This window comes from Variovorax sp. OV329 (genome assembly GCF_900114785.1).
GTDB lineage: Bacteria > Pseudomonadota > Gammaproteobacteria > Burkholderiales > Burkholderiaceae_C > Variovorax.
The window spans coordinates 76420-98892 of record NZ_FOUG01000010.1 but is presented as its reverse complement, the minus strand read 5'-3'; the positions used below and the strand labels follow the sequence as shown (position 1 = coordinate 98892).

Here is a 22473-nt window from a genome sequence, read left to right as displayed (position 1 = left end):
TCGAGAGCTGAAGCCTCCCCTCTGGGGCCCCATTGGCTAACGATTGCAGCCGAAAAGCTAACACTCTATTGCAAATCGTCCACCCCCCAGCCGCAATACAGATCGCTATTCGAGAAGCATTCCACGTTCCTCGATGAAACGGATCACCTCGTCCAGGCCGCTCTGGGTCTTGAGATTGGTCATGACGAAGGGCCGCGCCTTGCGCATGCGCTTCGTGTCCGCTTCCATCACCGACAGGTCGGCGCCCACGTAAGGCGCCAGGTCGGTCTTGTTGATGATGAAGAGGTCGCTCTTGGTGATGCCCGGCCCGCCCTTGCGCGGGATCTTCTCGCCCGCCGCCACGTCGATCACGTAGATCGTGAGGTCCGACAGCTCGGGGCTGAAGGTGGCGGCCAGGTTGTCGCCGCCGCTTTCCACGAACACCACGTCGGCATCCGGAAAGCTCGCGAGCATGCGGTCGATGGCTTCCAGGTTGATCGACGCGTCCTCGCGGATGGCGGTGTGCGGGCAGCCGCCGGTCTCCACGCCCATGATGCGCTCGGCCGGCAGCGCGCCGGCCACCGTCAGCAGGCGCTGGTCTTCCTTGGTGTAGATGTCGTTGGTGATGGCCACCAGGTCGTACTGCCCGCGCATGCGCTTGCACAGCATCTCCAGCAGGGTGGTCTTGCCCGAGCCGACCGGGCCGCCGATGCCCACGCGCAGGGGCGGCAGTCTCTTGGTGCGGTGGGGGATGTGGTGGAGGGCTGCGCTCATACGTGTCGTTGGGTCGAAGGCCTAGCTCCTGAAGAGCCGGGAGTACTGGGTTTCATGCCGCGCCGACAGCACGGCGAGCATGGGGGAAAAAGCCTGGCGCTCGTCGTCGGGCAGGGCCATGGCCCGCTGTACCGCCTCGGGAATCTCGGTCGCCAGGCGGGCAAGCATGCGCTGGCCGGCGCTCTGGCCCAGCGGCACGGCCTTCACCGCGGCGCTCACCATGTTCTCGGCCCAGCCGAAGGCGAAGGCCAGGCAACCGTCGCGTACCGTGGCGCCCGCGCGCTCGGCGGCGAAGGCGAAGGCGATCGGGTAGCCGACCGGACGGCCCTGGAAGATGCCCGCCGCGTCCGCGTGGTGCAGCTTGAGCCACTCGACGAAGGAATGGCCCATCTGCAAGGTCTGCAGCAGGAACTCCGCGCTCTCTCGCGTCTGCATCACCCAGGCATTGAGGCGGGCGATGGCTTCGGTGTCGCCGGCCCGCCAAGCCGCCTGGGCCTGCGCGACCACCGCGAGGTCGCCACGGCCCAGGCTCAGGTGCAGCTGGTCGGCGAGCCAATCGGCGGCCGCGGCCTCGGTGTCCACGCCCGCCATCTCGACCGCGGCCTCCAGTCCCTCGGAATAGGAGAAGCCGCCCACCGGCAGGGCCGGGGAGGCCAACCAGATGAGCTGCAGGAGGGAGGAGGCGCTGGGCTCGGACATGGGGTCAGTGGGAGTGGCCGCCGTGGTCGTGTTTGTGGTCGTGTTTGTGGTCGTGGTCGTGGTCGTGTTTGTGGTCGTGGTCGTGGTCGTCGAAGGCTTCCGGCGCCAGCACCAGCGGCCTGCTGCCTGTCTTTGCCTCGCCATGCGAGTGGCCATGGCTGTGATCGCCGTGCGAATGCCCGTGGCCGGCGCCGTGCGAGCCATAGGCGCCGCCTTCCGGCTCGAAGGCTTCCTCCGCCTGCACCACGATCAGGTGCATGGCACGCAGCATGTCGGCCAGCACGTGGTCCGGCTCGATCTTGAGGTGGTCCGGCTGCAGCTCGATGGGCACGTGGCGGTTGCCCAGGTGGTAGGCCGCGCGCGTCAGGTCGAAGGGCGTGCCGTGGGCGGAGCAATGGGTGATGCGCAGCACCGGCTGCGGCGCCGCGATGACGCGGACCAGCGAGCCGTCCTCGGCCACCAGCACGTCGCCGCCGCGCACCGAGGTGCCGCGCGGCAGGAACACGCCCAGGCTTCGGCCCTGCGAGTCGGTGGCGTCGAAGCGGCTCTTCTGGCGCACGTCCCAGTCGAGTTCGATGGTGGCGGCGCGCTTGATCAGCACAGGGGCCAAGCCGCGGCCCTGGGGCATGAGTTTGTTGGCGGTGAGCATGGGCAAGGAAGCAGAATCAAAGGCCATTACAACGCATCAGGGAGTACGGCATGCACAAGGTGGAGATCGTCGAGATCGACGGGGAGTTGGGGTTCGCCCTGCCAGCGGAAATATGCGAGAAGTTGAAAGTGAGGCCGGGCGACAAGCTCGACCTGGTCCCGGTGACACAGGGCATGCTTCGCCTGACTGTCCTGCAGCAGCCGGATACCACCGCTGATGCGCTCGGCAAGGCGGATGGTGACGCGCCGTAGGCGGGACCGGATGCGCTGCGTCAGAACAGAAAATACCGCTGCGCCATCGGCAGCAGCGTCGCCGGCTCGCAGGTGAGCAGTTGGCCATCGGCGCGCACCGCGTAGGTCTGCGGGTCGATCTCCATCTTCGGCGCCAGGCCGTTGTGCACCATGTCCTTCTTGCGCACGCCGCGGATGTTGCGCACCGCCGAAAGCGTCTTGCGCAGGCCATAGCGCTCGCCAACGCCGGCCGCGAGGCCCGCCTGCGAGACGAAGGTGAGCGAGCCCTTGGCCAGCGCGCCGCCGAAGGCGCCGAACTGCGGCCGGTAGTGCACCGGCTGCGGCGTCGGGATGGAGGCGTTGGGGTCGCCCATGGCGGCCAGCGCGATGCTGCCGCCCTTGATGATCGCGAAGGGCTTCACGCCGAAGAAGGCCGGCTTCCACACCACCAGGTCGGCCCACTTGCCCACTTCCACGCTGCCCACCTCGTGGCTGATGCCGTGGGAGATGGCGGGGTTGATGGTGTACTTGGCCACGTAGCGGCGCACGCGGAAGTTGTCGTTGCGCTCGCTGTCCTCGCGCAGCTTGCCGCGTTGCAGCTTCATCTTGTGCGCGGTCTGCCAGGTGCGCATGATGACCTCGCCGACCCGGCCCATGGCCTGGCTGTCGCTGCTCATCATGCTGATGGCGCCCATGTCCTGCAGGATGTCCTCGGCCGCGATGGTTTCCTTGCGGATGCGCGACTCGGCAAAGGCCAGGTCCTCGGCGATGCCGGCATCCAGGTGGTGGCACACCATGAGCATGTCCACATGCTCGTCCAGCGTGTTCACCGTGTAGGGCATGGTGGGGTTGGTGGAGGAGGGCAGGAAGTTGGCCTCGCCCACCACGCGCAGGATGTCCGGCGCATGGCCGCCGCCCGCGCCCTCGGTGTGGAAGGCGCAGATGGCGCGGCCGCCGACGGCGGCGATGGTGTCCTCGACGAAGCCCGATTCGTTGAGCGTGTCGGAGTGGATCGCCACCTGCGTGTCGGTGGCGTCGGCCACGTCCAGGCAGTTGCTGATGGCCGCGGGCGTGGTGCCCCAGTCCTCGTGCAGCTTCAGGCCGATGACGCCGGCCTCGATCTGCTCGTGCAGGGCGGCGGGCAGGCTGGCGTTGCCCTTGCCCAGGAAGCCCAGGTTCATCGGGAAGGCGTCGGCCGCCTGAAGCATGCGCTCGATGTGCCAGGGGCCGGGCGTGCAGGTGGTGGCGAAGGTGCCGGTGGCCGGGCCGGTGCCGCCGCCCAGCATGGTGGTCACGCCCGAGGCCAGGGCCTCTTCGATCTGCTGCGGGCAGATGAAGTGGATGTGGCTGTCGATGCCGCCTGCGGTGACGATGTTGCCTTCGCAGCTGATGACTTCGGTGCCCGGGCCGATGACGATGTCCACGCCCGGCTGCACGTCGGGGTTGCCGGCCTTGCCGATGGCCACGATGCGCCCGTCGCGCAGGCCGATGTCGGCCTTGACGATGCCCCAGTGGTCGAGGATGAGCGCGTTGGTCATCACGGTGTCGACCGTGCCCTGGGCGCGGGTGCGCTGGCCCTGCGCCATGCCGTCGCGGATGGTCTTGCCGCCGCCGAACTTCACCTCTTCACCGTAGCCGCCGGCGCGCAGGGTGTAGTCCTCCTCGACTTCGATCACCAGGTCGGTGTCGGCCAGGCGCAGGCGGTCGCCCACGGTGGGGCCGAAGATCTCGGCGTAGGCGCGTCTTCCGATCGTGGCCATGTTCAGAGTTTCCCTTGGACCAGGCCGCGAAAGCCGTAGACAGTGCGCTCACCGGCGAAGTCGCACAGCTCCACCGTGCGCTGCTGCCCGGGCTCGAAGCGAACCGCCGTGCCCGAGGCAATGTTCAGCCGCATGCCATGCGCGGCCTCGCGGTCGAAGCCGAGCGCCGCGTTCGTTTCGGCGAAGTGGTAGTGCGAGCCGACCTGGATCGGCCGGTCGGCGGTGTTCTGCACTACCAGCGTCAGCGTGCGGCGGCCGCGGTTCAGGACGTGGTCGCCGTCGTCGGTGATGAGTTCGCCGGGGATCATCGCGCGCGGCCTCAGGCGGCCTGCGCCAGCAGCGCCGCGCCCAGGGCCACCACGCCGGCGCCGGCGATGCGCGGCAGCCAGGCATTCGCGTGCCGCAGCGCCCAGCCGAAGGCAATGCCGGCCGCGTGCAGGACCAGGGTGGCGGCGACCATGCCGGCCAGCGTGAGGGCGGCACCTTGCTCGCCCGCCAGTTCCTGGCCGTGCGCCACGCCGTGGAAGACGGCGAACAAGCCCACCAGCGCCACGGCCACGCCGGCCGGCAGGTGGATGCGCGTGGCCACCAGCAGGCCCAGCACCAGCAAGGAGGCGGCGATCATCGGCTCGACCGCCGGCAGCTGTAGACCGGCCAGCCCCATCAGCGCGCCTGCCAGCAGCATGCCGGCAAAAGCCAGAGGCGCCCACAGCAGGTCGGGCCAGGCGCGGCGTGCCGACAGCGCGCTCCACAGGCCCACCGCCACCATGGCGGCCAGGTGGTCGGCGCCGGTCAGCGGGTGCATGAAGCCGGCCATGAAGCCGTGGTGGTGCGCACCGGCGTCGACGCCGGTGTGGGCGAAGGCCGCCAGCGGAAGGGCGAGGGCGGCAAGGGCCAGGGTCTTGATCGCAGCGTTGGCTTGGCGCATGAAGGCTCTTTCTTTTCGTTGTGGTGTCGTCAGACGATGGGCTGGTGCACGGTCACCAGCTTGGTGCCGTCGGGGAAGGTCGCCTCGACCTGGATGTCCGGGATCATCTCGGGGATGCCTTCCATCACGTCGGCGCGACTGAGCACCGCACGGCCCTCGCTCATGAGCTGGGCCACGGTCCTGCCGTCGCGCGCGCCTTCCATGACGGCGGCGGAGATCAGCGCGACGGCTTCGGGATAGTTGAGCTTCAAGCCGCGGGCCCGGCGGCGTTCGGCCAGCAGGGCGGCCGTGAAGATCAGGAGCTTGTCTTTTTCTCGGGGTGTCAGTTCCATGGGGCCGGACCTTATCGTCAGCCACAGGACCTTGCAACGATCGTGCCTCGGCCGCGGCCCGGCACGACTGTTGCACCCGTGAAGGCGTGAACCCGCCCCTGCCGCCCGCCGCCACTGCAGACCCCGCCCCGGATGCCACCGGGGCGCCGCAGCGCATCGTCAAGATCCGGCGCGACTACAACAGCTGGGTGGCCAGCGAAACCCTGGAGGACTACGCGCTGCGCTACACGCCGCAGCGCTTTCGAAAATGGTCCGAATGGCGGGTGGCGAACACGGCCTTCGGCGCCGCCTCCTTCCTGATCCTGGAGGCGGTGGGCGCCACGCTGCTGGTGCAGTACGGCTTCATCAATGCCTTCTGGGCCATCCTGGTCACCGGGCTCATCATCTTCCTGGCGGGCCTGCCCATCAGCGTCTACGCGGCGCGCTACGGCGTGGACATGGACCTGCTCAGCCGCGGCGCGGGCTTCGGCTACATCGGCTCGACCATCACCTCGCTGATCTACGCCTCCTTCACCTTCATCTTCTTCGCGCTGGAGGCGGCCGTGATGGCCTATGCGCTGGAATTGGCGCTGGGTGTGCCGCCGGCCTGGGGCTACCTGGTGTGCGCGCTGGTGGTCATTCCGCTGGTGACGCATGGCGTCTCGGCCATCAGCCGGCTGCAGCTGTGGACCCAGCCCATCTGGCTGCTGATGCTGGTGGTGCCCTTTGTCTATGTACTGATGCGCGATCCTGGTGCGTTTGCTGGCATCACGCACTACAACGGAGCGCGCAGTGCATCGCCGGAATTCCAGTTTCCCCTTTTTGGTGCCGCGCTGACGGTGGGCATCGCGCTCATCACCCAGATGGGCGAGCAGGCCGACTACCTGCGCTTCATGCCGGCGCGCACCGCGGCCAACCGCGGCCGCTGGTGGCTGGGCGTGCTGGCCGGCGGGCCGGGCTGGGTGATCCTGGGCGTGGCCAAGATGCTGGGCGGCGCACTTCTGGCCTACCTGGCCATCTCTCACATGGTGCCGCCCGAGCGGGCGGTGGACCCGAACCAGATGTACCTGGCGGCCTACGAGTACGTCTTCCCGAATTTCACCTGGGCGATCTGGGCCACGGCGCTTTTCGTGGTGATCTCGCAGCTGAAGATCAACGTCACCAACGCCTATGCGGGCAGCCTGGCCTGGAGCAACTTCTTCTCGCGCGTGACGCACAGCCATCCGGGCCGCGTGGTGTGGGTGGTATTCAACACGCTCATCGCCTTCATGCTGATGGAGATGAACGTGTTCCAGGCCCTGGGCGACGTGCTGGGCCTGTACGCCAACATCGCCATCGCCTGGATGATGGCGGTGGTGGCCGACCTGGTCATCAACAAGCCGCTGGGGTTGTCGCCGCCCGGCGTGGAGTTCAAGCGGGCGCACCTGTGGGACATCAACCCGGTGGGCGTGGGCGCGATGGCGCTGGCCTCGGGGCTGTCCATCACCGCGCACCTGGGCGTGTTCGGGCCGCTGGCGCAGGCCTTCTCGGCACTCATCGCGCTGGGCACCGCCTTCGTCGCGGCGCCGCTCATCGCCTGGGCCACGCGCGGCAAGTACTACCTGGCCCGGCCGCCGGAAGAGCAGCACCGCTACCAGAAGCTGGAGCTTCGCCGCTGCGTGATCTGCGAGCGCGAGTACGAAGGGCCGGACATGGCCCACTGCCCGGCCTACCAGGGCCCGATCTGCTCGCTGTGCTGCACGCTGGATGCGCGCTGCGGCGACCTGTGCAAGCCCAGCGCCAGCCTGTCGGCGCAGTGGGGCGCTGTGCTGCGCTGGCTGCTGCCGAAGAAGAGCTGGCGCTACCTGGACACGGGCCTCGGGCACTTCCTGCTGCTCATGATGGTCGTCGTGCCGCTGCTGGCGGCGGTGTTCGGCGTGCTCTACCAGCAGGAGTTGCGCGCACTCGTCGATGCCAATGCGGCGGAGGAAGCCCAGGCGGCGCTGCGTTCGGCCTTCATGAAGGCCTACATGGCGCTGCTGGTCATCGCCGGCATCGTGGCCTGGTGGCTCGTGCTGGCGCAGCAGAGCCGCAAGGTGGCGCAGGAGGAATCCAACCGGCAGACGCACCTGCTCATGCGCGAGATCGAGTCGCACCGCGAGACGGATCGCGCCCTGCAAGCCGCCAAGCAGAGCGCCGACTCGGCCAACCAGGCCAAGAGCCGCTACATCAGCGCCATCAGCCACGAGCTGCGCACGCCGCTCAACAGCATCCTGGGCTATGCGCAGCTGATGGGCGAGGACAGCACCGTGCCGCCGCACCGGCGCCAGGCGGTGGCGGTGATCAAGCGCGGCGGCGAGCACCTGCTCTCGCTCATCGAGGGCACGCTGGACATCGCCCACATCGAGGCCGGCAAGCTCACCCTTCACGCCAAGCCGATGCGCTTCGCCGACGTGATGCAGGAGCTGGCCGACATGTTCGAGCTGCAGGCCGAGGAGAAGGGCCTGGCCTTCCGCTTCGAGCCCACCGGCACGCTGCCCGAGGTGGTGCGGGCCGATGAGAAGCGGGTACGGCAGATCCTCATCAACCTGCTGGGCAACGCGATCAAGTTCACCGCCCGCGGGCAGGTTAGCTGGCGCATCCGCTATGCGCGCGAGTTCGCGGCGCTGGAGATCGAGGACACCGGTCCGGGCATGTCGAGCGAGGAGATCGCACGCGTGTTCGAGCCCTTCGCGCGCGGCGCCAGCGCCGGGCAGACGGCCCCGGGCGCGGGCCTGGGCCTGACGATCTCCAAGATGCTCACCGACCTGATGGGCGGCGAGATGTCGGTGCAGAGCACACTGGGCCAGGGCTCGGTGTTCACGGTGCGCCTGTTCGTGCCGCGCGTGCACGAATCGCACGCCGCGGGCCCGGCCCATCGGCTGGCGCAGCCCCGGCCCCAGGTCATTCGCCGCGGCTACGAGGGGCGCCGCCGCCGCGTGCTGGTGGTGGACAACGAGGAGCCCGACCGCCAATTGCTGGTCGACCTGCTCGGCCCGCTGGGCTTCGACCTGCGCACCGCTGCCAGCGGGCACGACGCGCTGGACCTGCTCGCCGCGGGCCTGCGGCCCGATGCCATGTTCGTCGACCTGGCCATGCCCGGCATCGACGGCTGGGAAACCATCCGCCGCGCGCGCGGGCTGGGCCTCGCGCACACCGCGGTGGCCATCGTCTCGGCCAACGCCTTCGACAAGCGGCTGGAGAACGACGTGGGCATCGCGCCGGAAGATTTCCTGGTCAAGCCGGTGCGCCACAGCGAACTGCTCGACTGGCTGGAGCAGCGCCTGCAGCTGCGTTGGACCAGCGAGCCCGCGCCGGCCGGGGAAGCGAAGCCGGAGGCGCCGATGGTGCGCCCATCGCCCGAGCGAATCCGCCTGCTGGAAGAAGCGGTGAGCCTGGGCTACCTGCGCGGCATCATGAACCAGCTCGACGAGATCGAGCGTGCGCAGCCGGAGTGCGCGCCCTGGACCGACCGGCAGCGCACCATGGCGCGGCAATTCCAGCTGGACGCGCTCAGCCGTTCGCTGGCGGAACTCAAATGAACCCGAACAAGGAAAACGAGCCCTCGCTCGTGAACAGCCTGCGCGATGCCACCGGCACCGGCGACCTGGTGCTCATCGTCGACGACGTGCCCGACAACCTGGCCGTGCTGCACGACGCGCTGGACGAATCCGGCTACACCGTGCTGGTGGCTACCAACGGCGAGCAGGCCCTGGCCCGCGCCGCGCAGGCCCGGCCCGACGTGGTGCTGCTCGACGCCCTGATGCCGGGCCTCGACGGCTTCGAGGTGGCGCGGCGCCTGAAGGCCGACGCCGCGACCGCGCACATTCCCATCATCTTCATGACCGGCCTGACCGACACCGAGCACCTGGTGGCTGCGCTGGAGGCGGGCGGGGTGGACTACGTCACCAAGCCCATCAAGCCCAAGGAAGTGCTGGCGCGCATGAACGTGCACCTGCAGGGCGCGCGCATGGCGCGGCAGCAGGCCCGGCAGGCGGGGCAGGCGCGCAATGCGCTGGACGCCTTCGGCTACGCGAGCGCCACGGTCCGCTGGCCCGAGGGCCGCATCTCCTGGCAGACCGCGCTCGCGCGCGAGCTGCTGGCGCGCTACTTCGGCACCCAGGCGCCGGAGACGCCGGCCCCCTTGCTCGAGTGGCTGCGCCGCCACCTGCCCGACGCGCAGCAGCGGCAGATCGAGCCGCCGCCGCTGGTCATCGAGCTGGGGCGCCAGCGCCTGACGCTTCGCCTGCACCAGCAGACAGGGCATGACGACGACGGCGACGAGTGGCTGATCATCATGCGCGAGGCCTCCGACACCGCCGTGATCGAGGCCATGAGCCTGTCGCTCAAGCTCACGCCGCGCGAGGCGCAGGTGCTGTACTGGGTGGTCAAGGGCAAGACCAACCGCGACATCGGCGAGATCATCGGCAGCAGCCCGGCCACCGCCAAGAAGCACCTGGAGCGGGTGTACGTGAAGCTGGGCGTGGAAACGCGCACCGCGGCGGCGGGCGTGGCCATCAAACGCATCCGCGAGCTGATGCCCGGCTTCGAGATCTGAGCGGCAGCCCGCGCGGCTTTCACACCGGCGTCTTGCGGCGTGCGCAGCATCAGGCGGCAGAAGGGCCGCCTGTTCGATGCTTTGCCTCTGCCTCAAAGCATGAACAATGCGCGCAGGAACGAGGAAAAGAAAAATGCGCGTGAATCCATGGCCTGCCCGATTCGGGGTCGCCGTGCCGATGCTGGCCGTCACGATGGCCGCACACGCCGGAGGCCACTTCGAAGTGGACGATGCCGGCACCCTGAACGCCGGCGAATGCCAGGTGGAGCTGTGGGGTGGCCATGGGCGCAAGACGGACATCAACTTCTATCACGCAGGCCCGTCCTGCGGCGTGGGCGTGGTGGAGCTCGGCCTCAACTGGGACATCACCCGGGGCGTTCGCACCAACCTGCTCGGGCCCCAGGCCAAGTGGACCTTCTTCGGGCGAGAGCCGGATTCGGTCGTCTCGGCCGCGGTGTCGGCCGGCGCCCAATACGACGTGCATCACGGCGGGCAGTGGGGCGGGCAGGGGCTGCTCGCGCTCAGCTGGCAGGCGCTGGCGCCGCTGCAGGTCAACGCCAACCTCGGCGTCGACTGGGCGACCGAGGGCGGCGATCGCTATTCGCGCGGCGGCCTGCAGGTGCAATGGGCAGTGCGGCCCGACTTCACGCTGATCGCCGAGCGCAACCATTCCTTCTCGCAGTGGGGCACGCGGGTCGGTTTTTCCTGGCAGGTGAGCACGCAGACCAGCATCGACTTCAGCATTGCCCACCTCGGGCTGGCGGGCGGCGAGTGGGTCTACACGGTGGGCCTCAACCAGGCCTTCGACTTCGGCGGCAAGCGCTGAACCAGGCAGCGCCGGCCGGCGCGAACGACAATGGGCTTCCATCTGAACAACCCATCGAGCGAGAGACAAGCGCATGAGCAGTCCTGAGCCAGCAACCCCCAAGAAACTCAACGTCGGCCTGATCGGCGTCGGCCTCATGGGCCACGGCATCGCCACCAACATCGTCAAGCACGGCCATTCGCTGTCGGTGCTGGACCATGCGGGCAACCAGCCGCTGGACGCCCTGCGCGCCGCCGGCGTGCGCAGCTTCGCGCGGCCCGCCGAACTGGCGGCGCAGGTCGACCTGCTGCTGCTGTGCGTCACCGGCTCGCCGCAGGTGGAAGCGGTGCTGCTGGACACCAAGGAAGGCGCGCTGCTGGGCCTGAAGCCCGGCGCCGTGGTCATCGACCTGTCCACCGCCATTCCGGCCTCGACCGAGCGCCTGGCCGGCCTGGTCGAACAGGCCGGCGGCCGCTTCATGGATTCGGCCATGACACGCACGCCCAAGGAAGCGGCGGAAGGGCGCCTGAACCTGCTGGTGGGGGCCGAGCCAGCCTTGTTCGAGCAGGTGCGGCCGCTTCTGGCCTGCTTTGCCGAAAACATCACCCTGTGCGGCCCGGTCGGCAGCGGCCACCGCATGAAGCTGCTGCACAACTACGTGTCGCTGGGCACGGTGGCGCTGATCGCCGAGGCCGCGGCCCATGCCGAGCGCGCGCAGGTCGCGCCCGAGGTGCTGGTGGACGTGCTGGCCAAGGGCGGCGGCGGCGGCGTGGCGCTGGAGCGCCTCAAGCCCTTCCTGCTGGCGCGCGATGCCACCGGCTTGCGCTTCGCCATGAGCAACGCGGTGAAGGACCTGGGCTACTACGCCCAGATGGCGCAGGACAGCCAGGCGGCGCGCGCCATCGCCGAGGGCGTGAAGAGCACCTACGAGCGCGGCGTGGCCGAGGGCTCGGCAGAGACGCTGGTGCCCGAGCTGATCGCCATCCTGGCCAAGGCCGGCGAAGCGGGGCGCTAGAAGCGCCTGTTCAGAGGCGGGTCGCCCAGAGGGCGATCACCGCCACCCCCAGCACTGCCACCATGGCGACCAGCCAGCGCACCAGCACCCGGTTGGCCTCCACGCGGCTGACCAGCAGCGTGTTCTGGCTGGCCAGGGTGTCGATCAGCTGGGTCGATTCCACCATCTGCTTGTGCAGCTCGACCAGCGCGGCCTCGGTCAAGTCCAGGCGCGATTCGAGTTCCGCCAGGCGCTCGGCCGGCGAGCGGGGCGGCAGCGCGGCGTCGCGAGCGGCTTCGCCCTCGCCGGGCTGGGGTGGCGCCTTCCTGGCCACGTTGCCCCACAGTTTCTTCGCGGCATCCGCAATCTGCGGCGCATTGCTGATGACATCGGCCCAGGGGACCATCTTCAGCATCGTGTACCAGCCAACGGCCATCGGGTCGTTCCTTTGTTCGAGAGTCTTGCTGTTGCGGTGTCAGGCGGGCGTGCGCTTGCAGGTCACCGGGGCGGCGTTGGGGCCCCAGCGCAGCGCCACCTCGCCCTGGTGTTCCCAGAAGCTCACGTCCGCGCCCACATAGCGCGCGCCGCTGGCAGCGGGCTGCGACTTGAGCTCGGCCAAGCCGTCGGCGCGGCGCAGCCACAGCGTCGAGCTGTCGGGCTGGCTGTAGCGCGCCACGAGCAGGGAGCCGTCGCTGCAGGCAAAGCGGATGGGCGGGCCCTGCAGGGATGATGAGCTCGGCCCGCCGGGCTCGGAGCTGGCGCAGCCGGCCGCCAGGGCCAGCGGCGCCAGGGCCAGGAAGATTCGGCGGATGGAGCGGGTCGGACTTCTCATGCTTTCTCTCCTTGAGTGGCTTCGGCGGCGGGCAGTTCCGCCGCCTCGATCATGAAGCGGACCCGGCGCACGCCCTGCCACTCGTCGGCTTCAAGCCGGAAGGCGAGCATGGCGCGCGGCGGCAGCGGATCGGTGTGGCCGAACCAGATGCCGTCCACCGGCCGGCCGTGGTGGCGCAGCTTGAGTGCCAGGTGCTTTTCGCCCACCAGGCGCTGCGACAGCACCTCCAGCTCCTCGCTGAAGGTGGGCGGCGCGAAGCCCTGGCCCCAGACCTCGCGCTGCAGCGTGTCGACCATGTCGATGCGCAGGTACTCGGGCGCCAGCGGGCCGTCGGTGTCCATGCGGCGGGTGAGGGTGGCGGCATCGAGCATTTCCGACGCTACCTCGGCGAAGGCGGCCTGGAAGCGCTCCAGCTGGTCGCGCGCCACGGTGCAGCCGGCGGCCATCGCATGGCCGCCGAAGCGCAGCAGCACGCCGGGTTGGCGCTTGGCCACCAGGTCCAGCGCGTCGCGCAGATGGAAGCCGGCGATGGAGCGGCCCGAGCCCTTGAGTTCGTGTTCCTTGCCCTCGGCGCCGCTGGCGGCGAAGACGAAGGTCGGCCGATGGAAGCGGTCCTTGATGCGCGAGGCCACGATGCCCACCACGCCTTCGTGGAAGTCGGCGTCGAACACCGTGATGGCCGCCGGCGGCACCTGGCCGGAGGCGAACAGCGACTCGGCCGCGCGCAGGGCCTGCTCGCGCATCTCGCCCTCGATGCCGCGGCGCTCCCGGTTGATCTCGTCGAGCATGCGCGCCAGTTCGTCGGCGCGCGCCGCGTCGTCGGTGCTCAGGCACTCGATGCCCAGCGTCATGTCGGCCAGCCGGCCGGCGGCGTTGATGCGCGGCCCCAGCGCAAAGCCGAAGTCGAAGGTGGTGGCCACGGCGGACTTGCGTTCCGCCGCCTCGAAGAGCGCCGACAGGCCCGCCGGCATGGCGCCGGCGCGGATACGGCGCAGGCCCTGCGCCACCAGGCGGCGGTTGTTGGCATCCAGCCGCACCACGTCGGCCACGGTGCCCAGGGCCACCAGCGGCAGCAGGTCGTCCAGCTTGGGTTGCGTGGCGGTGTCGAAGGCGCCGCGCTCGCGCAGTTCCGATCGCAGGGCCAGCAGCACGTAGAACATCACGCCCACGCCGGCGATGTTCTTGCTCTCGAAGCCGCAGCCGGGCTGGTTGGGGTTGACCAGCACATCGGCCTGCGGCAGTTCGGCGCCGGGCAGGTGGTGGTCGGTGACCAGCACCGACAGGCCCAGCGCCTTGGCGGTGGCCACGCCATCCACGCTGGCGATGCCGTTGTCCACCGTGATGAGCAACTCGGCACCGGTCTGCGCCACGCGCTGCGCGATGCTGGGCGTGAGGCCGTAGCCGTCCACCACGCGGTCGGGCACCAGGTAGCTCACGTTCGCCGCGCCCAGGCGCCGCAGGCCACGCAGGGCGACGGCGCAGGCGGTGGCGCCATCGCAGTCGTAGTCGGCCACGATGCACATGCGCCGCTGCTCGCGGATGGCGTCGGCCAGCAGCACGGCGGCCTCGCGGGTGCCCTGCAGCGTCTGCGGTGGCAGCAGGCGGGCCAGCCCCTCGTCCAGTTCGTCCTTGGCGCAGACGCCGCGCGCGGCGTACAGGCGGGCCAGCAGCGGATGCACGCCGGCCTGCTCCAGCGTCCACGCACTGCGTGGCGGAATCTCGCGGGCAATGATCTTCATAGCGCGCCCAGCACCTCGGCCACAGCGGGCGGGCGCTCGAACAGGCGGCGCGCGAACGCGGCAAGGCCGCCGCCCTCGCGCGGCACGAAGGTCTTCGCGGCGCGGTCGCCGCACAGGGTCAGGCGAACGGCCGCACCGCGCTCGCTGTCGGCGAGCAGGGGCGCGATGCGCTGCGCATCCAGCGCCTGCCAGGCCTCGGACCAGCCGGGTGCATCGTCGCGTAGGGCGGGCGTGCGCAGGCGGCTGTCGACCTCGGGCGCAACCACGGTTCCGGCGAAGTCGGCCGGCAGGACGCCGGTGCCGCTGAGCCAGAAGGAATTGATGGGCGGCACGCGGCGCTCGGTGCGCGCATCGTTGACCGCATGGGTGTAGAGCAGCATCTGCATTTCGTTCTGCAGGCGGCGCAGCGGGCGCGACGCCTCGGTGAGGGGAGACCACTCGGAGATGGGATGGCCCACCGCGCGGTCGATGGAGGCGGTGGCCAGGCCGTCGAGCAAGGCACTGCGGGCGAGCCAGCGGCCGGGTTCCGGCGTGGCATACACCTCGATACCGTCCTCGACGAAGAAGGGACGCAGCGCGTCGAGCAGCGCGGCCGACTCGGCTGCGGAGATATCAAGCTGCTCCGGATCGCCCAGCGCCACGTCGTCGATGCCGACCTGCCAGTGGCACAGGGTCATCAGGCCCCAGCCCTGGTCCGGCGAGGCGGGCGGCAGGCCCAGTTCGCGGGCTTCCAGGGCGGCCCAGGGGATGAGGCCGTCGACGGTCGGCAGGCCGCGCGCAGCGGCCAATGCGCGCTTGTGCGGCGGCGAGAGGGTGGACTCGTCCTGCGCATCTTCCTGCGCGGGTGCAAGGCGCGCGAGCAGGCGCTCCAGGTTCGGCAGCTTCAGTTGGGCCAGGGCGGCACGGCAGCCGGGCGTGGCACGGCCGGCGAAGGGAATCACGAGGTGGGGGGCGCGGGCAGGCGCGGACGCAGGCATGGGGCTATTGTCCGGGATGCCACAATTCCAGGATGCGACTCCCTTACGAGCTGCAACTCGGCTGGCGCTACACCCGCGCCGGCCGGGCCACGCGGCGCAACGGCTTCATCAATTTCATCTCCGGCGTTTCCATGCTCGGCATTGCGCTGGGCGTGGCGGCGCTGATCATCGTGCTGTCGGTCATGAACGGCTTCCAGAAGGAAGTGCGTGACCGCATGCTGGGCGTGGTCTCGCACATCGAGATCTTCTCGCGCGACGGCCAGGCGCTGCAGGACATCGACGCCATCATGGCCGCCGCCCGGAAGAACCCGCAGGTGATCGGCGCAGCCCCCTTCATCGGCGCGCAGGCCCTGCTGGCGCGCGGCGAGGACATGAAGGGCGTGCTGGTGCGCGGCATCGAGCCCAAGCTGGAACCCGAAGTCACCGACATCGCGACCACCGCGCAGAAGGGTGCCCTCGACCGGTTGGTGCCGGGCGAATTCGGCATCGTGCTGGGCGGCGACCTGGCGCGCTCGCTCTACGTTCGCGAAGGCGACACGGTCACGCTGATCGCGCCCGGCGGCCAGGTGACGCCGGCCGGCGTCGTGCCGCGCCTGAAGCAGTTCAAGGTGGTGGGCACCTTCGATTCGGGCCATTACGAATACGACTCCGCCCTGGCCATGATCCACGAGCAGGATGCCGCCAAGGTGTTCCGCCTCGAAGGCCCGAGCGGCATCCGCCTGAAGCTCAAGGACCTGCACCAGGCGCGCGAGGTGGCCGACCAGCTGGCCGTGACACTGCCGGGCTCCTTCCTCATCCGCGACTGGACGCGCCAGAACCGCACCTGGTTCGCCGCGGTGCAGGTCGAGAAGCGGATGATGTTCATCATCCTCACGCTGATCGTGGCGGTGGCGGCCTTCAACCTGGTCTCCACGCTCGTGATGACGGTGACCGACAAGCGCGCCGACATCGCCATCCTGCGCACGCTGGGCTCGAGCCCGCGCAGCATCATGGGCATCTTCGTGGTGCAGGGCGCGATGGTGGGCGTGATCGGCACCATCGGCGGCCTGCTGCTGGGCCTGGGCATCGCCTACAACATCGACGTCATCGTGCCGGCGCTGGAGAAGCTCTTCCACGCCAGCTTCCTGCCCAAGGACATCTACCTCATCAGCCGCATGCCCAGCGACCCGCAGCAATCGGACATCGTGCCCATCACCATCATCTCGCTCATCCTCGCCTTTGCCGCGACGCTGTACCCGAGCTGGCGCGCCAGCCGCGTCAACCCCGCCGAGGCGCTGCGCTATGAGTGAAGTGCTGAGCGAAAAAGTGCTGACGTCCGCCACACCTGTCGAACCCAAGGTGGTGCTGCGCGTGCGCGGCCTGACCAAGCGCTTCCAAGAAGGCCGCATCGACCTCACGGTGCTGCACGGCGTGGACCTGGACGTGCGCGCCGGCGAGACGCTGGCCATCGTCGGCGCCTCGGGCTCGGGCAAGAGCACGCTGCTGCACCTGATGGGCGGGCTGGATGCGCCCACCTCGGGCACCGTCGAGCTGCATGGCAAGGACATGGCCCACGTGGACGCCGCCGAGCAGGGGCGCCTGCGCAACCGGCACCTGGGCTTCGTCTACCAGTTCCATCACCTGCTGCCCGAGTTCAGCGCGCTGGACAACGTGGCCATGCCGCTGAAGATTCGCCGCGAAGATCCGTCCGTGGCGCGCGATGCGGCCACGAAGATGCTGGCCTCCGTGGGGCTGGCCGAGCGCCTGGCGCACCGGCCGGCCGAACTGTCCGGCGGCGAGCGCCAGCGCGTGGCCATCGCCCGCGCGCTTGTCACGCAGCCCGACTGCGTGCTGGCCGACGAGCCCACCGGCAACCTGGACCGCGCCACCGCCGACAGCGTGTTCGCGCTGATGCTCAAGCTGGCGCACGATCGAGGAACGGCCTTCGTGGTGGTCACGCACGACGAGGCGCTGGCTGCACGTTGCGACCGGATGCTGCGGCTCACGACCGGGCGGCTGGCGGACGGCCAGCGCTAGGAGCGAATCGCCAGGCGGCCGCAACCGCGGATGCCTAAAGAATGCGGTTGAACCAGAGCAGCGACAGGCCGGCCGAGAGCAGCATCAGCACCGCTGCGCCCAGCGCGAACAGAGCCGAGATCTCGGTCTCCTTCTTCTCCACCGTCAGGCGCGAACTGAGGGTCTCGTAGACCTTCTTCAGGTCGTCTGCGGTGCCGGCGTAGAAGTACTCGGCCTGCGTCTTGTTGGCGATGGACTTGAGCGTGTCCTCGTCCAGCCGCACGCGCATGGACCAGCCTTCGAAGCCGATGGTCTCGCCGTCCACGGTGCCCACGCCCACGGTGTAGACGCGCACGCCGCGGTCGGCCGCGACCTTGGCGGCGTCCAGCGGATCGACGCCGGTGGTGCGCTGGCCGTCGGTGAGCATGATGATCGCCGCCGAGGTGTAGGAGCCCGGCGTGACCGGCACGAACTCCTTTTTCTGCGACTTGCCCGCCTGGTCGATCGGCACGCCGCGCTGCGCCGACTTCGGCGCGAAGTCGTCGATGCCGATGCCCGCATCCGGGAACAGCGTGGACAGCGCCACCACCAGTCCATTGCCGGTGGCGGTGCCGCGTTGAAGCTGGAAGGAATCGATGGCGGTAACCAGGTCCTCGCGGTTGGTGGTGGGCAGTTGCGCCACCTGCGCGCTGCCGGCAAAGGCGACGATGCCCACCTTCACTGTGCGCGGCAGTTCCTTGAGGAAGCTCTTGGCCGCCGTCTGTGCCGCCGCCAGGCGGTTGGGCTGCACGTCGGCCGCGCGCATGCTGCCAGACACGTCCATTGCCAGGATGATGGTCTGCTGGTTTGAGGGCAGCATGACCACCGCCAGCGGCCGGGCGGCAGCGATGACCAGCGCGGCCATGGCCAGCAGGAACAGGAAGGGCGGGATATGCCGCCGCATGGTCTGCCCGACGCCCATGGCCTCGCGCACGATCGAGAGGCTGGCATAGCGGATCGCCAGCTTCTTCTTGCGCCGCAGCAGCCACAGGTAGAGCAGCACCAGCACCGGCAGCGCCAGCAGCAGCCAGAGGAACTGGGGCCAGAGGAAATTCATCATCCCATCACCTTCGCATAAGCCACGCCGGAGCGCACACGGCGCTTGCGCAGGTCGACGAAGCGCACGATGGCCTCCACCAGGTCATCGTCGGTCGAGAGTTCGAGCGTGTCCACGCCGGCACTGCCCAGGGCCTGGCGCAGGGTGCTCTCGCGCTCGGTGGCCAGACGGGCGAAGCGCTTGCGAAAGCCCGGGTCGTGCGTGTCCACCCACAGCTGCTCGCCGGTCTCCGCATCGGTGAGGGGAACCAGCCCGAGGTCGGGGATCTCCTGCTCCAGCGGATCGGACAGGCGCACCGCCAGCACCTCGTGGCGCTGGGTCAGGCGGCCCAGCGGGCGCTCCCAGCCAGGTTCGCTCAGGAAGTCGGAGACGACGAAGACAGTGGAGCGGCGCCGGATCATGTTGCCGGCCGCGTCCAGCAACTCGGCAAGCCGGGTGGTGCCGCCCGGCTTGGCGCCGCGAGGCTCGGCACGCCGATCCATCGCGTGCATCAGGTGCAGCACGTGGGCACGGCCGGTGCGTGGCGGGATCACCGCTTCGAGCTTGCTGCCGTAGACCAGCGCCCCCACCCGGTTGCCATGGCGCGTCAAGAGGCGCGCCACCACGCCGACGAAGCCGGCGGAGATCTCGCGCTTGGCCCGGGTGCCTGAACCGAAGTCGACCGAGCGGCTCAGGTCGAGCACGAACCAGGCGGCCATCTCGCGGTCTTCGGTGAACACACGCACATGCGGCACCTGCAGCCGGGCGGTGACGTTCCAGTCGATGTGGCGCACGTCGTCGTGGTGCTGGTATTCGCGCAGGTCTGCCAGGTCCAGGCCGGCGCCGCGCATCAGCGTGCGGTAGTCGCCCTGCAGCAGGCCGTCCAGGCGGCGGATGACGGTCCATTCCAGGCGGCGCAGCGCGCGCTCGGTGCCGGCTGCCGCCGCCTCGGCGTGCAGTTGGGCATCGTTGGCGGCGCGCTGGCGCCGGCTGCTAGGCCACCAGCTTTTCATGTTCCATGACCTTGGCCGGCGCAGGCACGGCGCGCATGATGCGGTCGATGAGGCTGTCGGGCGAGAGGCCTTCCGACAGGCCCTCGTAGGAGAGCGTGACGCGGTGGCGCAGCACGTCGGGGGCCAGGTCGATCATGTCCTCGGGCAGCGCGTAGCTGCGCCCGCGCAGCAGCGCGAGGGCCCGTGCGCCCTCGGTGAGGTTGATGCTGGCGCGCGGGCTGGCGCCGAAGGTGATGAAGCGGCGCATGTCCTTCAGGCCGTGCTTCTCGGGCGTGCGGGTGGCCGACACCAGCTTCACCGCATACTGGATGAGCGAAGGGTCGACGTACACGCGCCGCGCCTGCGCCTGCAGCAACGCCAACTGCTCGGTGGTGGCAATCGGGCTGGCCTGCACCGGAGGGCCGATCACCCGCTCGACGATCACGAACTCTTCCTCGTCGCTGGGGTAGTCCACCAGCACTTTCATCATGAAGCGGTCCACCTGCGCCTCGGGCAGCGGGTAGGTGCCCTCGGTCTCGATCGGGTTCTGCGTGGCCATCACCAGGAAGGGGCGCGGCACCTTGTGCGTCTCGCCGGCGATGGTGACCTGGCGCTCCTGCATGACCTCCAGCAGTGCACTCTGCACCTTGGCAGGCGCGCGGTTGATTTCGTCGGCCAGCAGCAGGTTGGCAAACACCGGCCCCAGCGAAGTGCTGAAGTCGCCGGTCTTCTGGTTGTAGATGCGCGTGCCCACCAGGTCGGCCGGTACCAGGTCGGGCGTGAACTGGATGCGCTTGAAACGCCCCCGCACCGTGTCGGCCAGGGTCTTCACCGTGAGAGTCTTGGCCAGGCCGGGCACGCCTTCGACGAGCAGGTGGCCTTCGGCGAGCACGGCCACCATCACGCGCTCCAGGAAGCGGTCCTGCCCCACCACTACGCGCTTGACCTCGTAGAGGATCTGCTCCATGAGTTCGCTGCTGCTGGACGCCGCCGATGCGGTGGCCTGCTGGGCGGCGGTCTGGACGTCGGGGGTGGCTGAGCTCATGCGGTGCTTCCTGGCGTGGGTGGTTCAGAAGGGGGGCATGCCCGCGGCCGAAGCCGCGTTCTCGATCGGAACGGCAAAACCGATGCCGATGAAGGTGCGCTGCTGTGTGGGGTTGAGGATGGCGGTGACGATGCCCAGCACCTCGCCGCTCATGTTGACCATGGGCCCGCCTGAATTGCCCGGGTTGGCCGCGGCGTCGAACTGGATGAGGTTGCTCATCTCCTGCTGGCCCTCGGGCGAGCGGAAGGAGCGCTTCAGGCCCGACACCACGCCGGCCGAGACGGAGGGGCCGATGCCGAAGGGGAAGCCCACCACCGCCACGTTGTCCCCGGGCATCAGGTCGGCGGTGGAGCGCATGGTGGCCGCCACCAGGTCGTCCGGAATCTTGTCGGCCTGCAGCACGGCCAGGTCGTTCTCGGGCTGAAGCCCGACGATGGAAGCATTGGCCTCCAGGCCGTCGAAGAAAGTCACCTTGATCTTCTCGGCGCCCGCGATCACGTGCAGGTTGGTGAGGATCACGCCCTTGTCGACGATCACCACGCCCGTCCCCACGCCGCGCTCGACCTCGCCTTCGGCGGTGGGCGGCGGATCGGTGGGCGGCTTGCCGCGCGCCATGTTGCGGCCGCGCTTCTCGACCTTGGCGGCAGGTGTGGTCTTCTCGGAGCCCAATGCAACCACTTGCACCACCGAGGGTCGGATGATGTCGGCCGCGCGTGCCGCTTGCGAGGGCAGCACGGCCGTCTGCAGGCTGCGCAGCACCGCGGCGTCGATGTCCTTCTGCGTCAGTTGGTGGGCGGTGTGCCGGGGGAGGTAGTAGTAGCCGCCCGCGCCCAGCGCACCCAGCAGCACGGCGGAAAGAATGGAGTTGCGCCACAGATGGCGGCGCGGCCTGGATGGCGGTGCGGCCGCATCGGCGGCGGGCGCACCTGAAGCATCGGCCGCGCCCGTTCCGGCTTGCGGCTCGTCCACTTCGCTCGCACCGGCCGACTGTTGCGGCACACGGGGCGAACGGCTGTACAAAGCAGGCCTGCGCATGGGCACCTCCGCCTTTTCACCACCAAGAGGACACGTGAGCCTTCACGGTAGCACGCTTTGTGCGGGCGTGCATCTGATCGGATGAAGGGCCGCAGGTCTGGGGCATCATCGGCTTTCATGCCCACGCCCTTCATCGACACGCACTGTCACCTCGATGCGCCCGAATTCGACACGGACCGTGTCGAAATGCGTGCGCGTGCCGCGGCTCAGGACGTGATGGTCTGCGTGATTCCGGCTGTGGCTGCCTTCAATTTCGACACTGTCCGCCAACTCGCACATGCCCAGGGCGACGTCTATGCGCTGGGCATCCATCCGCTGTGCGCCGGCAGCGCCACCGAGGACGAGGTGGCGTTGCTGGACGCTGCGCTCAGCGCCCACCGTGACGATCCGCGCCTGGTGGCGGTGGGCGAGATCGGCCTGGACTATTTCGTCGAGGGACTGGAGCCGGGCCGGCAGGAACGCATCTTCGAGGCGCAGCTGCGCCTGGCACGCAAGCACGACCTGCCGGTGCTGCTGCACGTGCGTCGATCGGTGGACCCGGTGCTCAAGGCGCTGCGGGTCGCCGGAGGCGGCAAGCCCTGGCACGGTATCGCCCACGCGTTCAACGGTAGCGAACAGCAGGCGCAGGCCTGCATCGAGCTGGGACTCAAGCTGGGCTTCGGCGGCGCGGTCACCTTCGACCGGGCACTGCGGCTACGGCGGCTGGCCACCACGTTGCCGCTGGAGGCCATCGTGATGGAGACCGATTCGCCCGACATCCCGCCGCACTGGGTGTACAAGACCCAGGCCGACCGTGCGCAAGGCCAGCCGCAGGGACGCAACGAGCCGGCCGAACTCCCGCGCATTGCCGAGGTGGTGGCCGGACTGCGCGGCATGACGGTCGAGGAGGTCGCGCAGGCAAGCACCCGGAATGCGCTGGAAGCTTTGCCCCGTCTTGCGGGGCTCGTTTCGGTGTCCGGCATTGGCTGACACGGCACGTAGTCGAAGTGCCCGAATTGCAACGAAGTGATTGTTCGGGGCTGTTTGGTGTCATCCTTGAGCCTGCGAATCCCATTGAGATGGTGGCAATTCGCAATGC

General features: G+C 69.3%; 23 protein-coding genes. 8 read left to right on the top strand and 15 right to left on the bottom strand.

What is annotated here, in order from left to right:
* Positions 1-105 precede the first annotated feature (105 nt).
* From ureG to ureE, 3 genes are read right to left on the bottom strand one after another with little or no spacing between them, the layout of a single operon-like run.
* Complete coding sequence (ureG, locus tag BM345_RS17785) at positions 106-753, bottom strand: urease accessory protein UreG (protein ID WP_093381615.1); 648 nt, start codon at positions 751-753, stop codon at positions 106-108.
* Between the two features lie 21 nt (positions 754-774).
* Positions 775-1452, bottom strand: coding sequence for an urease accessory protein UreF (locus tag BM345_RS17780; protein WP_093381614.1), 678 nt, complete (start codon positions 1450-1452; stop codon positions 775-777).
* A gap of 4 nt (positions 1453-1456) precedes the next feature.
* Positions 1457-2101, bottom strand: coding sequence for an urease accessory protein UreE (ureE, locus tag BM345_RS17775; RefSeq protein WP_093381612.1), 645 nt, complete (start codon positions 2099-2101; stop codon positions 1457-1459).
* Between the two features lie 50 nt (positions 2102-2151).
* Between ureE and BM345_RS17770 the strand changes: the two genes are divergently transcribed.
* A complete protein-coding gene (locus BM345_RS17770) occupies positions 2152-2352 on the top strand; it encodes a hypothetical protein (protein WP_093381610.1) in 201 nt (66 codons plus the stop codon).
* Between the two features lie 20 nt (positions 2353-2372).
* Here the strand turns inward: BM345_RS17770 and ureC are convergent, their stop codons facing one another.
* Genes ureC through BM345_RS17750 form a run of 4 tightly spaced genes read right to left on the bottom strand, consistent with a single transcriptional unit; the run spans position 2373 to position 5351 of the window.
* Positions 2373-4091: an urease subunit alpha gene (gene ureC, locus BM345_RS17765; protein ID WP_093381609.1), complete on the bottom strand. Its 1719-nt coding sequence runs from the start codon at positions 4089-4091 to the stop codon at positions 2373-2375.
* A 2-nt stretch (positions 4092-4093) separates the two neighbouring features.
* Positions 4094-4399 carry an urease subunit beta gene (locus tag BM345_RS17760; RefSeq protein WP_093381608.1) on the bottom strand — a complete coding sequence of 102 codons (306 nt, stop codon included), beginning with the start codon at positions 4397-4399 and terminating at the stop codon, positions 4094-4096.
* An 11-nt stretch (positions 4400-4410) separates the two neighbouring features.
* The gene (locus BM345_RS17755) at positions 4411-5019 is read right to left on the bottom strand and encodes a HupE/UreJ family protein (RefSeq protein WP_093381606.1); all 609 of its coding nucleotides are present in this window, start codon (positions 5017-5019) and stop codon (positions 4411-4413) included.
* A gap of 29 nt (positions 5020-5048) precedes the next feature.
* Positions 5049-5351, bottom strand: a complete 303-nt coding sequence (locus tag BM345_RS17750; RefSeq protein ID WP_093381605.1) for an urease subunit gamma — start codon at positions 5349-5351, stop codon at positions 5049-5051.
* An 86-nt stretch (positions 5352-5437) separates the two neighbouring features.
* On the opposite strand from BM345_RS17750, the gene BM345_RS17745 reads away from it, so the two are divergent.
* The 4 genes from BM345_RS17745 to BM345_RS17730 all read left to right on the top strand — a co-directional run bounded on the left by BM345_RS17745 (position 5438) and on the right by BM345_RS17730 (position 11726).
* A complete protein-coding gene (locus BM345_RS17745) occupies positions 5438-8890 on the top strand; it encodes a hybrid sensor histidine kinase/response regulator (protein WP_254789791.1) in 3453 nt (1150 codons plus the stop codon).
* Positions 8887-9906, top strand: a complete 1020-nt coding sequence (locus tag BM345_RS17740; RefSeq protein ID WP_093381604.1) for a response regulator transcription factor — start codon at positions 8887-8889, stop codon at positions 9904-9906. Before BM345_RS17745 ends, BM345_RS17740 begins: the two co-directional genes overlap by 4 nt.
* Positions 9907-10045: 139 nt before the next feature.
* On the top strand, positions 10046-10732 hold the full coding sequence (locus tag BM345_RS17735) for a hypothetical protein (protein WP_139237543.1): 687 nt from the start codon (positions 10046-10048) through the stop codon (positions 10730-10732).
* A 73-nt stretch (positions 10733-10805) separates the two neighbouring features.
* Complete coding sequence (locus BM345_RS17730) at positions 10806-11726, top strand: NAD(P)-dependent oxidoreductase (RefSeq protein WP_093381601.1); 921 nt, start codon at positions 10806-10808, stop codon at positions 11724-11726.
* A 10-nt stretch (positions 11727-11736) separates the two neighbouring features.
* Here the strand turns inward: BM345_RS17730 and BM345_RS17725 are convergent, their stop codons facing one another.
* From BM345_RS17725 to BM345_RS17710, 4 genes are read right to left on the bottom strand one after another with little or no spacing between them, the layout of a single operon-like run.
* On the bottom strand, positions 11737-12141 hold the full coding sequence (locus BM345_RS17725; protein WP_093381600.1) for a hypothetical protein: 405 nt from the start codon (positions 12139-12141) through the stop codon (positions 11737-11739).
* 39 nt (positions 12142-12180) lie between these two features.
* Entirely contained in the window at positions 12181-12537 is a 357-nt protein-coding gene (locus BM345_RS17720; RefSeq protein WP_093381598.1) for an MliC family protein, read from the bottom strand.
* The gene (gene recJ / locus BM345_RS17715) at positions 12534-14276 is read right to left on the bottom strand and encodes a single-stranded-DNA-specific exonuclease RecJ (RefSeq protein ID WP_093381597.1); all 1743 of its coding nucleotides are present in this window, start codon (positions 14274-14276) and stop codon (positions 12534-12536) included. The genes BM345_RS17720 and recJ overlap by 4 nt, the downstream gene beginning before the upstream one ends.
* Positions 14273-15253 (bottom strand): hypothetical protein, encoded by a 981-nt coding sequence (locus BM345_RS17710; protein ID WP_093381595.1) that lies wholly within the window; start codon positions 15251-15253, stop codon positions 14273-14275. The genes recJ and BM345_RS17710 overlap by 4 nt, the downstream gene beginning before the upstream one ends.
* 32 nt (positions 15254-15285) lie before the next feature.
* Here BM345_RS17710 and BM345_RS17705 point away from each other — a divergent pair, with 32 nt between their 5' ends.
* Positions 15286-16542, top strand: a complete 1257-nt coding sequence (locus BM345_RS17705; protein ID WP_093381593.1) for a lipoprotein-releasing ABC transporter permease subunit — start codon at positions 15286-15288, stop codon at positions 16540-16542.
* Positions 16535-17269: a lipoprotein-releasing ABC transporter ATP-binding protein LolD gene (gene lolD, locus BM345_RS17700; protein ID WP_093381592.1), complete on the top strand. Its 735-nt coding sequence runs from the start codon at positions 16535-16537 to the stop codon at positions 17267-17269. Before BM345_RS17705 ends, lolD begins: the two co-directional genes overlap by 8 nt.
* Positions 17270-17303: 34 nt before the next feature.
* On the opposite strand, the gene BM345_RS17695 is transcribed toward lolD, so the two are convergent.
* From BM345_RS17695 to BM345_RS17680, 4 genes are all read right to left on the bottom strand, one after another.
* Positions 17304-18344 (bottom strand): VWA domain-containing protein, encoded by a 1041-nt coding sequence (locus BM345_RS17695; protein WP_093381591.1) that lies wholly within the window; start codon positions 18342-18344, stop codon positions 17304-17306.
* The gene (locus tag BM345_RS17690; protein WP_093381589.1) at positions 18344-19336 is read right to left on the bottom strand and encodes a DUF58 domain-containing protein; all 993 of its coding nucleotides are present in this window, start codon (positions 19334-19336) and stop codon (positions 18344-18346) included. The genes BM345_RS17695 and BM345_RS17690 overlap by 1 nt, the downstream gene beginning before the upstream one ends.
* On the bottom strand, positions 19317-20282 hold the full coding sequence (locus BM345_RS17685) for an AAA family ATPase (protein WP_093381769.1): 966 nt from the start codon (positions 20280-20282) through the stop codon (positions 19317-19319). The genes BM345_RS17690 and BM345_RS17685 overlap by 20 nt, the downstream gene beginning before the upstream one ends.
* 102 nt (positions 20283-20384) lie before the next feature.
* On the bottom strand, positions 20385-21395 hold the full coding sequence (locus tag BM345_RS17680; protein WP_093381588.1) for a S1C family serine protease: 1011 nt from the start codon (positions 21393-21395) through the stop codon (positions 20385-20387).
* 117 nt (positions 21396-21512) lie between these two features.
* On the opposite strand from BM345_RS17680, the gene BM345_RS17675 reads away from it, so the two are divergent.
* Positions 21513-22364: a TatD family hydrolase gene (locus BM345_RS17675; RefSeq protein WP_093381586.1), complete on the top strand. Its 852-nt coding sequence runs from the start codon at positions 21513-21515 to the stop codon at positions 22362-22364.
* The last annotated feature ends 109 nt before the right edge of the window (positions 22365-22473 follow it).